General features: G+C 69.4%; 12 protein-coding genes. 2 read left to right on the plus strand and 10 right to left on the minus strand.

Going from position 1 to position 13,080, the window contains the following annotated elements; genetic code table 11:
- Positions 1-5 precede the first annotated feature (5 nt).
- From biuH to E8D38_RS28155, 6 genes are all read right to left on the minus strand, one after another.
- Positions 6-689, minus strand: a complete 684-nt coding sequence (biuH, locus tag E8D38_RS00180; protein WP_140625702.1) for a biuret amidohydrolase — start codon at positions 687-689, stop codon at positions 6-8.
- On the minus strand, positions 686-1,588 hold the full coding sequence (locus E8D38_RS00185; protein WP_140625703.1) for an ABC transporter permease: 903 nt from the start codon (positions 1,586-1,588) through the stop codon (positions 686-688). Before E8D38_RS00185 ends, biuH begins: the two co-directional genes overlap by 4 nt.
- Positions 1,588-2,670, minus strand: coding sequence for an ABC transporter permease (locus E8D38_RS00190; protein WP_140625704.1), 1,083 nt, complete (start codon positions 2,668-2,670; stop codon positions 1,588-1,590). The genes E8D38_RS00185 and E8D38_RS00190 overlap by 1 nt, the downstream gene beginning before the upstream one ends.
- A gap of 7 nt (positions 2,671-2,677) precedes the next feature.
- On the minus strand, positions 2,678-3,775 hold the full coding sequence (locus E8D38_RS00195; RefSeq protein ID WP_140625705.1) for a BMP family ABC transporter substrate-binding protein: 1,098 nt from the start codon (positions 3,773-3,775) through the stop codon (positions 2,678-2,680).
- Between the two features lie 197 nt (positions 3,776-3,972).
- Positions 3,973-6,006, minus strand: a complete 2,034-nt coding sequence (gene fusA, locus E8D38_RS00200) for an elongation factor G (protein WP_140625706.1) — start codon at positions 6,004-6,006, stop codon at positions 3,973-3,975.
- A 269-nt stretch (positions 6,007-6,275) separates the two neighbouring features.
- A complete protein-coding gene (locus E8D38_RS28155) occupies positions 6,276-6,449 on the minus strand; it encodes a hypothetical protein (protein WP_181178866.1) in 174 nt (57 codons plus the stop codon).
- Between the two features lie 89 nt (positions 6,450-6,538).
- On the opposite strand from E8D38_RS28155, the gene E8D38_RS00205 reads away from it, so the two are divergent.
- Both E8D38_RS00205 and E8D38_RS00210 read left to right on the plus strand, forming a co-directional pair.
- On the plus strand, positions 6,539-6,904 hold the full coding sequence (locus E8D38_RS00205) for a hypothetical protein (protein WP_140625707.1): 366 nt from the start codon (positions 6,539-6,541) through the stop codon (positions 6,902-6,904).
- An 18-nt stretch (positions 6,905-6,922) separates the two neighbouring features.
- Positions 6,923-8,071, plus strand: coding sequence for an ABC transporter substrate-binding protein (locus E8D38_RS00210; RefSeq protein ID WP_140625708.1), 1,149 nt, complete (start codon positions 6,923-6,925; stop codon positions 8,069-8,071).
- A gap of 9 nt (positions 8,072-8,080) precedes the next feature.
- Here the strand turns inward: E8D38_RS00210 and E8D38_RS00215 are convergent, their stop codons facing one another.
- The 4 genes from E8D38_RS00215 to E8D38_RS00230 form a co-directional block, all read right to left on the minus strand.
- A complete protein-coding gene (locus E8D38_RS00215) occupies positions 8,081-8,575 on the minus strand; it encodes a hypothetical protein (protein WP_140625709.1) in 495 nt (164 codons plus the stop codon).
- Between the two features lie 13 nt (positions 8,576-8,588).
- Complete coding sequence (locus tag E8D38_RS00220; RefSeq protein ID WP_140625710.1) at positions 8,589-9,218, minus strand: HD-GYP domain-containing protein; 630 nt, start codon at positions 9,216-9,218, stop codon at positions 8,589-8,591.
- A 119-nt stretch (positions 9,219-9,337) separates the two neighbouring features.
- Complete coding sequence (locus E8D38_RS00225) at positions 9,338-12,352, minus strand: sensor histidine kinase (RefSeq protein ID WP_140625711.1); 3,015 nt, start codon at positions 12,350-12,352, stop codon at positions 9,338-9,340.
- On the minus strand, positions 12,336-12,986 hold the full coding sequence (locus tag E8D38_RS00230) for a response regulator (protein WP_140625712.1): 651 nt from the start codon (positions 12,984-12,986) through the stop codon (positions 12,336-12,338). The genes E8D38_RS00225 and E8D38_RS00230 overlap by 17 nt, the downstream gene beginning before the upstream one ends.
- Between the last annotated feature and the right edge of the window lie 94 nt (positions 12,987-13,080).

A 13,080-nucleotide genomic window follows, 5' to 3' on the forward strand; every position in this document is an offset into this window, starting at 1 on the left:
TTGCTTCAGAGTTGGCGCAGCACTTCGATGAGCTGCGTCGAGCTGGAGACGGCACCGAACACGCCGCCTTGCATCTGCACCATGGACAAGGCGGCCTGGTGGTTGCGCAGGTCGGTAGCGCCTGTGCAGTCTTCGAGCAGCAGGCATTCGAAGCCGCGGTCGTTGGCCTCGCGCATCGTCGTGTGCACGCACACGTCGGTGGTGATGCCGGTGAGCACCAGGTTGCGGATGCCGCGGGTGTGCAGCACCAGCTCCAGGTCGGTGGCACAGAACGAACCCTTGCCCGGCTTGTCGATGACCGGCTCGCCGGGCAGCGGTGCAAGCTCCGGAATGATTTCCCAGCCGGGTTCGCCGCGCACCAGGATGCGGCCGCATGGTCCCGGGTCGCCGATGCCGGCGCCTATGCGCCGGGAGCGCCAGCGCTTGTTGGCCGGCAGGTCGGACAGGTCGCTGCGGTGGCCTTCGCGCGTATGGATCACGTGGAAGCCCTTGGCGCGCATGACGGCCAGCAGCGCCCTGAGAGGCTCTATGGGTGCCCGGGTGAGCGACAGGTCGTAGCCCATGGTGTCGACGTAGCCGCCCGGTCCGCAGAAGTCGGTCTGCATGTCGATCACGACCAGCGCGGTGTTGGCGGGCCGGAGATCGCCGTCGAAGGGCCACGGATAAGGTGAGCTGGCAAGGGTGGTCACTTGGAGACTCCGAGTTCAATGGGCGCGCCCTTGAGCGCACGTCTGGGCGAACAGGTGACGACGAGGATGACGAGCGTCAGCGCATAGGGCATGGCATTGAACAGGTGATAGCCGGCGCTGATGCCCACGGACTGCAGCGCGGGGCCCACGGCACCCGCACCGCCGAACAGCAGGGTGGCCCACAGGCAGCGCATCGGCGCCCAGCGGGCGAAGATGACCAGCGCCACCGCAATGAGCCCCTGGCCGCTCGACAGGCCCTCGTTCCAGCTGCCGGGGTAGTACAGCGACAGCGACGCTCCGCCCAGGCCGGCGACGAAGCCGCCGGCGGTGGTCGCCGCGACGCGGATGCGCTTGACCGAGTAGCCGAGCGCGCGTGCCGCATCGCTGGAGTCGCCGGCCATGCGCAGCACGAGGCCGAAGCGGGTGTTGGCCAGCCCCCACGCAATCAGCAGCGCGAGCGCCACGCCCAGCGGGAACAAGGCATTCACCGACAGAGCGGCCTGCACCTGCGGCGAGCTGCTCCATGCGCCCATCTCGATCGAAGGAATCTGCGGAGCCTGCGGCTGGATCAGCGGCTTGCCCAGGTGGAAGGCGAGCCCGGTGCCCAGCAGCATGAGCGCAATGCCGGTGGCGATGTCGGACACCCGCGGCAGCGAGCAGAGCAGCCCATGCAGCAAGGCGAGCAGCGCGCCGCTGCCGCCGGCTGCCAGCACGCCCAGCCAGGGGGAGCCGCTGGCATGGGCCGCCGCGAAGCCTGCCATGGCCGAGAACACCAGCACGCCCTCGAGCCCGAGGTTGATGCGCCCCGACCTTTCGGTGAGGCATTCGCCCAGGCTCACGAAGAGGAAGGGCGTGCCCACCCGGATGGCGCCGCCCAGGATGGCCAGCAGCAGTTCCATCACGCCGCCTCCCTTGCACCCACCAGGCGCAGCCTGGGCCGCGGCAACTGCAGCGAGAACAGGCGCCCGCGCAGGGCTTCGCTCGCGAGGATGAGCACGAAGGCAAACCCCTGCAGCACGAGGACCGAGGCGTCGGGCAGCTCCAGCCGGCGCTGCAGCAGGCTGCCAGCCGCGCCGAAGCCGCCGAACAACAAGGCGACCGGCGGGACCGCCCAGGGGTTGTGGCGCGCAACGAACGACACGAGGATGCCGGTGTAGCCGAGGCCGGCGATCACCGATGCATTGGCGGCGGTGTGCACCGCCGCCACCTCGATCGCACCGGCCAGGCCTGCACAGGCACCGCCCGCCGCGCAGGCCAGCAGAATGAGCCGGTCGCACGGCAGGCCGACCAGCCGCGCGGCGCGCACGTTGCCACCCACCACGGCGATGGCAAATCCGGAGCGGGTGAAGGCCAGCCAGGCGCCCGCCGCCAAGCACAGCGCCAGGCCCCATGCCAGGCCCCAGTGCACGTCGGTGCCGAACATGCCGCCGATGCGCAGCACTTCTTCGAGCGCCCGCGTGGACGGCTTGTTCAGGCTCGCCGGGTCGCGCAGCGGCCCTTCGACGACATGCTTGAACAGCGAGATCGCGAGGTAGCCGAGCAGCAGGCTCGAGATGGTCTCGTTGACGCCGCGCCACTGCCGGAGCACGCCGGCCAGCGCGACCCAGGCCGCCCCGGCCAGGGCACCGGCTGCCAGCACCATGAGGCTGCCCGCCGCATGGCCGGGCAGCGGCAGCGCATATGGCAACGCCGCCGCTGCCAGGGCACCCAGCACCAGCGCGCCCTCGCCGCCGATCACGATGAGCCCTGCCCTCGCCGGCAGCGCCACGGCCAGCGCGGTGAGCATCAGCGGTGCCGCGCGCTGCAGCGTGTTCTGCCAGGAGAACGCATCGCCGAAACCGCCCCTGAACAGCAGCACCCAGGTCTCGATGGGGCTCACGCCATGCAGCGCGACGAAGGCGCCGAACAGCAGCAGCGCTCCCCCGAGCGCGAGCCCGGGCAGCACGATGGCTTCGGCGAACGGTTCCCAGGGGCGCGACATCGCAGCCTCAGACCTTGCCGACCACGCCTTCGACGAGGTAGTTCATGCCCTCGAGTTCGAGGTCGGTCTGCTTGAGGCTGCGACTCTTGGCGATGACCACCTTGCCGGTGTTGTCCTTCAGTTCGCCCGCAAAGATGTCGAAGCTGCCCGCCAGCATCCTGGCCTTCACCGCATCGGCGTTCCTGCGCGCGGCCTCGCTGACCGTCGCGCCGTAGGGCGAAGCCTTGACGAAGCCGTCCTTCAGGCCGCCGCGTACGAAGTTGGGATGCGGCTTGCCGCTCTTGGCTGCCTCGATGATCTGCCGGTAGGCCGTCACCCAGTTCCACTCCGCACCGGTCAGGTACGCGGCAGGAGCGAGCTTCGCCTGGCTGGCGTGGTAGCCGCACACCATCTTGCCGCGCCTGGCTGCGGTCTCGACCACCACCTTCGGGCCGTCCACATGCATCGTGAACACGTCGACCCCCTGGTCGGCCAGGCTGTTGGTCGCTTCGGCCTCCTTGACCGGCATCGACCAGTCGCCGGTGAAGATCACAGTGGTGGTGAACGCCGGATTCACCGAGCGTGCGCCGAGGGTGAAGGCGTTGATGTTGCGCAGCACCTGCGGAATGGGCTTGGCCGCCACGAAACCCAGCTTGCCGCTCTTGCTCATGTGCCCGGCCACCACGCCGTTGAGGTACTGGCATTCGTCGATGTAGCCGAAGAAGCTGCCGACGCTGCGCGGATGCTTCGCTTCGTTCCACAGGCCGCCGCAGTGGGCGAAGCGAACGTTGGCGTTCTTCGGCGCGACGGCCAGGACATGCGGATCGAAATAGCCGAAGGAGGTGGGGAACAGGACCGCCGCGCCGTCCTGCGAAATCATGCCCTGCATGCTCTTCTGCACGGCCACGGTCTCCGGAACGTTCTCTTCCTCGACCACCTTCACCCCGGGCATGGCCTTCACCTGCGTCGCCGCCTCGGCATGCGCCTGGTTGTAGCCGAAATCGTCCTTGGCCCCGACATAGATGAAGCCCACCACGATCGGCTTCTGCGCCCGCACCAGCCCACTGAAGGCCAGGCCGGCGCCGGCCATTCCCGTCATCCAGACGCGTCGATTCCACGAAGCCATTCGCTCGCTCCTTCCGGCTCGCTGCGGGCACCGGTTTGGTGTCCTGGTTGATGTTCTACCTGGTATACAAGCAAGCGACGGGCCAGCCGGAAACAGGCCGGAGGGGTTCTTTCACGCGGCAATCGGCACCCGGTTGGTGCCGGACGCACCAACCGGGTTGCCTGCGGGAGGCACGCAGTCGTGCCCCCTTCCCTGCCTCAGCCGAGCGCGACCTCGGCCACGACGCCGGCGGGCGCCGCGTCGTAGTGGTCGAACTGCATCGTGTACTGCGCCCGCCCCGACGACAGGGCGCGCAGGCTGCCGATGTAGCCGAACATCTCCTTCAACGGCACCCAGGCTTCGACCACCGCTGCATTGCCGCGCGGCTGCTGGCTCCGGACGCTGCCGCGGCGCCGGTGCAGGTCGCCGAGGCAGTCGCCCAGGTACTCGAGCGGCGTGACGACTTCCACCGCCATCACCGGCTCCAGCAGCTGCGGCCCGGCCTTGGCGAAGGCTTCGCGCGCCGCCGCAGCAGCCGCGTGCTCGAACGCCATCGACGACGAGTCGCGCTCATGGAAGCCGCCATCCACCAGCGTGGCGCGGAAGTCCACCGCCGGAAAGCCGCCCAGCACGCCGGACTGCGCCGCACGACGGACACCCTGCTCCACAGCAGGAATGAACTCGCGCGGGATCGCACCGCCGACCACCCGGCTCTCGAAGTGCACGCCCTCGCCCCGCGCCAGCGGCTCGAAGCGCAGCCTCACCTCGGCAAACTGCCCGGGGCCGCCGGTCTGCTTCCTGTGCAGGTGATGCACCTCGACAGCCTGCGTGATGGTCTCGCGGTAAGCCACCTGGGGACGGCCCACCTGCACTTCGACGCCATGCCGCGCACGCAGCTTCTCGATCGACACCTCGAGCTGCAGTTCGCCCATGCCCGACAGGACGGTCTGCCCGGACTCGGCGTCGTGCCGCAAGCGCAGGCTCGGGTCCTCGCGCACCAGCGTCTGCAGCGCCTTCGCAAGCCCCGGCACGTCCGCCCGCGTACGCGGCTCCACCGCCACGTCGATCACCGGTTCCGGCACGCTGATCTCTTCCAGGCGCAGCGGATGCGCCGGATCACTGAGCGTGTGGCCGGTCAGCGTGTCCTTCAGCCCGACGATCGCGGCGATGTCTCCGGCCTGCAGCTGCGAGACCTCCTGGTGCTTGTCGGCATGCACCTCGTACAGGCGGCCGATGCGCTCCGTGCGGCCGGTGCTGGTGTCGAGCACCGTGTCGCCACGACGCAGGCGCCCGCGGTACACCCGCACGAACACCATCGAGCCATGGTCGTCGGCCACCACCTTGAAGGCCAGCGCGGCGAACGGAGCGTCCGGGTCGGACGCAGGTTCGCCCTCGGCGCGCAGCACCTCCTGCGGTGAAGGCAGGTAGTCGACCACCGCATCGAGCAGGGGCTCGACACCCCGGTTCCTGAAAGCCGACCCGGCCAGCGCCGGCACCAGGGCGCCCGAGAGCGTGCCGCGCCGGATGCATGCGCGCAGCAGCGCCTCGTCCACCGGCCTGCCGTCGAGGTAGGCCTGCAACGCCTGTTCGTCCTGCTCGACCACCGCCTCCACCAGCCGGGCCCGCTGGCGAATCGCCAGCGCCTCCAGCTCGGCGGGCACCTCGGTCTCGCGATAGGGCGCACGCGCGTCGTCGCGCTCCCACACCAGCGCACGCAGGCGAAGCAGGTCCACCACGCCGCGGAACTCGCCTTCCGAGCCGATCGGCAACTGCAGCGGCACCACGGTCGCGCCCAGGCGCTCTTCCATCATCGCCACGACGCGACCGAAATCGGCTCCGACGCGGTCGAGCTTGTTGATGAAGGCGATGCGCGGCACGCGGTACTTGTCGGCCAGGCGCCAGTTGGTCTCGGTCTGCGGCTCCACGCCGGCGACGCCGTCGAACACCACCACGGCGCCGTCGAGCACGCGAAGCGACCGGTTGACCTCGATGTTGAAGTCGATGTGGCCCGGCGTATCGATCAGGTTGATCTGCACGCCCTTCCAGTGAACGGTGGTCGCCGCGCTGTTGATGGTGATGCCGCGCCGACGCTCCTGCGGATCGAAGTCCATGCGGGTGGTGCCTTCGTGCACCTCGCCCATGCGATGGCTTTCGCCGGTGTAGTACAGGATGCGTTCGGTGGTCGTGGTCTTGCCGGCGTCCACGTGTGCGATCACGCCGACGTTGCGCAGTCTTCTGAGGTTCGAGTTCATGGCGAATCTTTCTTGAGCCTGTTTCGGGCAAGACGCTGCCCTCAGGCCGATTCGCCCGATGGCTAGCGTCGAAGGAGGTGCGGGCTACTGCGGCCGGAGCGCAAGCGCACGAGGTCCACGCTCCGGCGGTCGGAAATCGTGGCGATCAGCTTGTCGTAGGTGCGCATGGCTGGAATACCTTGGAAAAAACAAGACCCCGGAGGGCGGAGCCTGCCGGGGTCGTTTGCCGGAAGGCGCATACGCCTTCCGAACGCAGTCGAAGGGCGCTGTCAGGTGGCGGTGCTCGCCTCGATCACGTAGATGAACTTCATGGTGGGCGCGATTGTCCCGGAGCTATGGGCATTGCGCAACCGGCGCAAGGGTGGGCCGTGCGCAATAGACCATTCCTCGAGGCGCAACTGCGGCAGATGCACCGCCATCCACGGCGGCATGGATTGCGTCATGTTTTCGTCATGCAAGTCGGCGGCCCGACTCTTAGAGTGCAGCCGCTCCCCTATCCGAACCAACGCCAAACCAACGACGAAGGCATGCCGTGGGCACGACCACCTCGCTGATCATTGCCGCCTGTTCCGGCGCGACCGTCGCAGCCTTGGCCGCCTGGTGGCTGACACGCAGGCACTACGGCGCACACCTGCAGCAGCTTCAGGTGCGCTATACGCAGCTGCACACGGCCGCCGTGCAGTTCGAAAAGGACGCCCGCCGGCAGGTCGGTTCACTGCAGGCCGAACTGGCCGTGCAGCGCGCGAGTACGCAATCGGCTCGCGAAATCGCCGAACAGCGCCGGCGCAAGGCGGCGCTCGAAGCCGCCCTCGCCGAAGAAGCCTCGAAGCCGAGCACCGACTGCACCCTGTTCCCCGACACCGAGCCGCTGGCTCCCTGGGCGCCGAAAGCCCGCTGAATCGCCCCGGAGCCCCCCATGACCCATGCTCGCTTGCCCAAGCCCGCGGGCCAGCCCTTCCGATCCTGGGCCAGGTGCGTGCTTGCCCTGGCAGCGTGTTGCGTGGTGTCCACCGCCCGTGCCGACATCGTCATCGGCCAGGTGGCCCCGTTCAGCGGCCCGCAGGCCGTCACCGGCAAGGCCATCCATGCGGGAGTGAAGCTCTACATCGACGCGGTCAATGAACGCGGCGGCGTCAAGGGTCAGCGCATCAGGCTGGTCACCCGTGACGACGCGCAGAAGCCCGACGAAACCGTGCGGCTGGTCAAGGAGCTGATCGCGCAGGAGTCCCCCGTCGCGCTGATCGGTACGGTGGGCACGAGCAACCTCGAGGCGGTCGGCAAGGACGGCGTGCTCACCCGCGAGCACATCTCGATGGTCGGTGCCGTCTCCGGCGCCGCCTCGGTGGCTCGCACCCAGGGCATGCTGGTGGTGAAGGCCAGCTACCACGACGAGGTCCGCCGCCTGTTCAGCCAGCTGTCCCAGCTCGGACTGACGCGTGTTGGGCTCGTCTACCAGGACGACGGGCTCGGCAAGGACGTGCTGGCAGGCGCGGAGCAATTCGCCAGGCAGCACGGCATCGTGCTGGTCGCCAAGGCCGGCTACGAACGCAACACCACCAATGTGCAGGCCGCCGTCGACGCCATGCACAAGGCGGCGCCGCAGGCCATCTTCCTGGGCGCGACCACCGCTGCCGCGATCGAGTTCGTCAAGGCCTTCGGCGCGGACCGCTCGACCACCATCTACGGCCTGTCGATCATCGACACCGAAGTCCTCATGAAGAAGCTCGGTCCGCAGCAGTCGGTCGGCTATGCGTTTTCCGTCGTGCTGCCTCTGCCGACCGACGAAAAGGTGCCGCTGGTTCGCGAGTACCTGGCGATGCGCGCCCGGTCCGGCGATCCGGACCTGGCCACCCGCTCGCTGGAAGGGTTCATCGCCGCGAAGGCGCTGGTTCGAGCGCTCGAGAGAACCCCGCGACCGACCCGCGAGACCGTGGCGGCCACGCTGCACGGCCTGGCTGACGTCGACCTGGGCGGCTATCACCTGGACTTCACCGAAGCGGGCCGCGCCCGCTCCCGCTACGTCGACTTCGCCATCGTCGGCAGCCGCGGCAAGATCGTCAAATAGCCTGACGCTTCAACGCGGCCGGTGCGCTGCCGCGCCCGCACCGTCGTATTCCTCGAAGACCGACAGCCCGACTTCGCAGACCTGCAGCTTGTCGGGCGTGCCGAAGGTGGACAGCAGGTTGTCGTGCTCGACCTGCGGCGCAGGTCGTGCGGCTTTCGACAGGCGTGTGCGCAACTCGGAGATGCCGGCCTGCGACCAGTCGTCGGTCAGCGCCTCCAGCTGCTGCAGCGCTCGAGCCAGCACCGGATCAGGCAAGGCCCACAAGCCCGCCTCGCCGCTGCGGCGCAGCATCTTCTCCACGAACGCCAGGTGAGGCAGCGTGCGCCGCGCACGCGGATGGCGGGCCAGCAGCGTCGCGAGCTGGCCCTGCATCAGCATCAGCAGCGGCTCCGGAAGGTCTGCCCGGCCCTTGGCGGCCGGCTGCGGCACGCGAGACGAGGCCGGCGCGGGCCGGAGTCCGCGCACCCACCGGCGCAACCAGCGCATCACCGAAGGCCTCGACATCGTGCGAGGGCCGTCAGACAAGGAAGTCCAGGCCTGCCGGGGCCTCCGTGCGCGGCCTGGCCGGCACACCGACGGGTGCGATGACCACCGGATCGACGCCCTCGCCGTACTGCTGCGCAAGCACGCCGACGTCGAGGCTCACCAGGGCCTCGACGCACCAGGGATCGAACTGGACCGAGGCACGGTGGCGGATGTAGTCGAGGGCCAGGTTGACCGGCCAGGCGCCCTTGTACGACCGCTCGCTGCACAACGCGTCGAACACGTCGGCCACCGAAACGATCCGCGCCGCCAAAGGAATTTGCTGCCGCGACAGGCCAAACGGGTAGCCATGGCCATTCCACCACTCGTGGTGCAGCAGGGCCACCGTCACCGCGTCGCCGGAGATCGACACATCTGACTGCGCCTGCTGGCGCAGCATCCAGGCGCCCATGGCGCAGTGGTGCCGCACGATCCCGTGCTCAATGCGTGTCAGGGAGGCCGGCTTCGTCAGCAGTTCCTGCGGCAGCAGCTGTTTGCCGACGTCATGCGTGAGTGCGGCTGCCGTGATGGATCGTGCCTGCGCCCCCTCAAGCCCGAGCTGCTCGCAAAGACGCCCGGTCAACCAGGCTGTGCGGACGCCGTGTTGTGCGAGATCAGGGTTCATGGGTAGTGCCGCGTGGGCCTCGAAAGTGCCTGGCCAGTCTAGGCAGCGGCGCCGCACAAGACATGACGAGGACTTGACGAAACCCCGATGTCACCTGAACGAGGGGCGCACGCCGTGGATCAATGCAGCGGATCGACCCGCAGCGAAACGGTCGTGCCGGCGCCGGGGCTGCTCGCGACGCTCAGCTCGCCGCGCAACAGCCGCGCGCGCTCCTGCATGCCGAGCAGCCCGTGGCCCGGGTTGCGGACGGCGGCGTCGAACCCCACCCCGTTGTCGCGCACCGACAGCACCACACCCTCGGGGCCTCGCTGCAGCCTGAGGGTCACCTGAGAGGCATCGGCATGACGGCGCACATTGGTGAGCGACTCCTGCGCGATGCGGAACACCATGGTCGCCTGCTCGGGCCGGAGTTCGCAGGCCGCCGGGTCGATTTCCAGGCGACACGCGATGCCGGTGTTCCGCCTGAACTCCTCGGCCAGCCAGTCGAGGGCCGCCGCCAGGCCGCCGTCGAGCGCGGGCGGCCGCAGCTGCGACACGAGGCCTCGCACGCTGCGCACCAGTCGGTCCACGCGGTCGAGCAGCATGTCGAACTGCTCGGCATGCGGCGGCTTCTGGTTGCGCACCTGCATGCCCAGCACCGAGACTTCCATGCGCAGGGCCGCGAGCTGCTGCCCCATCTCGTCATGCAGCTCCCGCGAGACGTGCTTGCGCTCTTCCTCCAGCGCACGCGCGTTGTGCTCGCCGAGCTGGCGCAAGGCCTGCTGCGAAGCATCCAGGGCCGCCGTGCGTTCGGCCACCGCCCGTTCGAGCTCGATGCGGCGAGCCCTCGCGCGCCGGCTGGTCAGCCAGGTCGACAAGGCCCAGAGGGCCGCCAGCCCGGCGGCGTAGCCCAGCTTCGCCGGCACAGAAAGCCACCATGGCGGATCCACCTCGAACGAAACCTGCAGCGCCGGCCCGGCCTGCTCCGCGCCCAGCGAACCGGCCGCGCGCATCTCGAGCAGGTGCCAGCCGGGTTGCAGCGAGTCGACCTGCAGCACGCCGCCCACCACCTCGCGCCAGGGCGCGTCACCGCCGCCGAGGCGGTATTCGATGCGCATGGAGCGCCCGCTCGCAAAGTCGGCAGTGGCCACGGTGGCGCGCAGGTTCCTGTCGCTCCAGTCGATGGCCTCAAGTGGCGGCTCGCGGAAGCTGCGGGAGCCGAACTCGAGCCGTTCCAGCCGGAGCCTGGGTGGGTTCGGCGCCTGCCAGCCGGGCAGCAGCTGCGTGAGCCCCGCGCTGGTGCCGATCCAGGCCGTGCCGTCGGCGTCGAACCTCAATGCGAAGTCGGACGCGTCGTTCCACAGCAGGCCGTTGCTGCGGTCCAGGCGCGCCCAGCGCCCGCCCTCGTGCACCAGCACGCCGCGATCGCTGCCGAGCCAGATGCGCCCACCGGCATCGGCGCGCAGGAACATCGGCGAGACGCCGCCGAGCTGCTCCTTGCTGAAGCGGCGCACCGGGCGCGCGACACCGTCGTCCTTCACCTCGTAGGCCGATACCCCTTGCGAATCGACCGTCCACAGCCGCGACCCGCTGAAGGTGGCATAGACATGAGCGCCCACCGGCCGCCCCTGCTCATCGAGCAGCGGGCGCCAGCCGCTGCCTTCGCGGCAGAGCAAGCGCTTCGAGGAAACGAACCAGTCGCGGCTGCCGTCGTGCGCAACGCTCCAGAAGCGCCCGTCCGGCGGATTGGTCGCCAAGGGCTCGGCGCGCGCAGCTGCGCCGGCAGCCACCATGCGGTGCACCCGCCGGTTGCCCAGTGCGTAGATCTCGCCCTTCCCTCCCCGCGCCAGGTCCACCTCGGAGTCCGGCTCGGCGAAGGCTGCTCGCACGATGCGCTCACCCTCCAGCGCCACCAGCACGCTGTCGCCCTCTCGCCACCAGATGTTGCCGGCGGCGTCGGCCTGCAGGCCCCCGACCCACTGGCCCCCGGCCCCGTGTACCAGCTCGAAGCGCCCGGCCTGCGCATCGAAGCGGGCCAGCCCCTGGGACGTGGCCACCCACAGGCGCCCGCGACGGTCGCGTGCAGATCCCCAGGCGACAGGTGAAGGCAGGCCGTCGGCAGTGGTCCAGTGCTCGACCCCGCCCCAGCCGACCCAGCGATGCAGTCCGCGGCCGGAGGTGCCCAGCCAGACGGAACCTTCGGCGTCGACCAGCAGCGCGCGCACTGCGGTTTCGGGCAGGCCGTTGCGCCGGGGGGTCCATTGCCGCCACTTCCGGCCGTCCCAGCTGGCCAGGCCTTCGTCGGTGGCGGTGACGATGCGGCCAGCGGCGTCCTGCACCATGGCGACCGTGCCGCTCCAGCGCCGGGCCGGCGGCGCTGCGATGGATTCGAAGTGCCGGGTCCCGGGACTCAAGCTCAGCAGCAGGTCGGGGCTGCGTGCCCAGAGCGTGCCATCACGCCCGCGCACGAAGCTCGCCCAGGCTCGCGGCGGCACGCCGCTCTCCTCGCCCCAGCGGTGCAACCGGCCGTCGCTCCATTCGCACAAGGCCTTGCCGCATCCGAACCACAGCGCGCCGTCGAACACCCGCAGCGGGGCGCCTTTGGCATCGTGGCTGCCAGGCCAGGGGTCGTACGCCGGCAATGGAACCCGCTGTGCGACCACGCGGTCGGTGTCGCGCTGCGGCGGCCGGATCGTCCAAACGACGCCGTCATCGTCCATCGCATAGGCAGCACCGGCAGCGTCGAGATCGAGCCGTTGGCCGCTCGACAAGATGAGCGCGCCGCCCGCTTCGGAGCGCACTTCATCCCAGCGATAGCCCGCACCGGCGGACCGGCCCACGAACAACCCGTCTCCTGTGGCCACCCACACCCGACCGGCGGAATCGGCCCGCACCACGCTGATCCACATGCCCGCGGCTTCCGGCAGCAGCTCTTGCCGAATGCGAAAGCCGTCGAAGGTGAACAGGCCGTTGGCGGTGCAGACCCAAAGGGCGCCGCGGACATCCTGCTCGATGCACTGCGCCGTCAGGTTGGCCAGCCCCTGCTCCTGCTGGAAGGAGTCGACCACCACCTGCTGCGCGTGTGCGACCGCGGCTGCACCGGCGAGGGCCAGCGCAACGCCCAGCCCGGCGCACCGATCAGTCCACCAGCCCATTGCGCAAGGCGTAGCGCACCAGGTCGCTCAGGGATTCCTGCCCCAGCTTTTCCATCAGGCGTGCCTTGTAGGTGCTGACAGTGTTGGCCGCCACGTTGAGCTGGGTCGCGATCTCCACCAGCGTGTCGCCGCGCACCAGCGCGACCAGCACCTGCCGCTCGCGGGCCGACAACTGTTCGAGCGGCGCCTGGGCCGGCTTTTCCGAACGTATCAACGCCGCGCTCAACGCGGGATCCACGAAGCTGCGACCCGCCGCGACCTGCTGCACGGCTTCGATCAGCAGTTCGGGGGAGATGTCCTTGGTGAGATAGCCGGCCGCGCCAGCTTCGAGGGCGCGGCGTGCAATGTGCGGGTCCGCGTGCATCGTCAGCACCAGCACCGGCAGCTTCGGGTGCGCGGCCACCACCCGCTCGATCAGGTCGACCCCGTTGCTGCCCGGCATCAGCAGGTCCAGCAGCAGCAGGTCGACCGATGCCTCCTTCAGGTAGGCGAGCACTTCTGCGGCGGTGGTCACTTCGCCGGCCACTTCGATGGAGTCGCCGAGCGAAAGGATCTTGCGGATGCCGTCGCGCACCAGCGCATGGTCGTCGGCGATGAGGACGTGGATCTTGGCGGCTCCGGGGGCTCGTGACATTTTTGGCTGCTCCTGAACGCAAGTGTGCCCTGTAGTGGTGCCACTACACACTCAACCAGGGGGAAGTCTGCGCGAATTGTAGACGTTTGTGACA

The sequence above is a fragment of the Methylibium rhizosphaerae genome, assembly GCF_006386545.1.
GTDB classification, from domain to species: Bacteria; Pseudomonadota; Gammaproteobacteria; order Burkholderiales; family Burkholderiaceae_C; genus Pseudorivibacter; species Pseudorivibacter rhizosphaerae.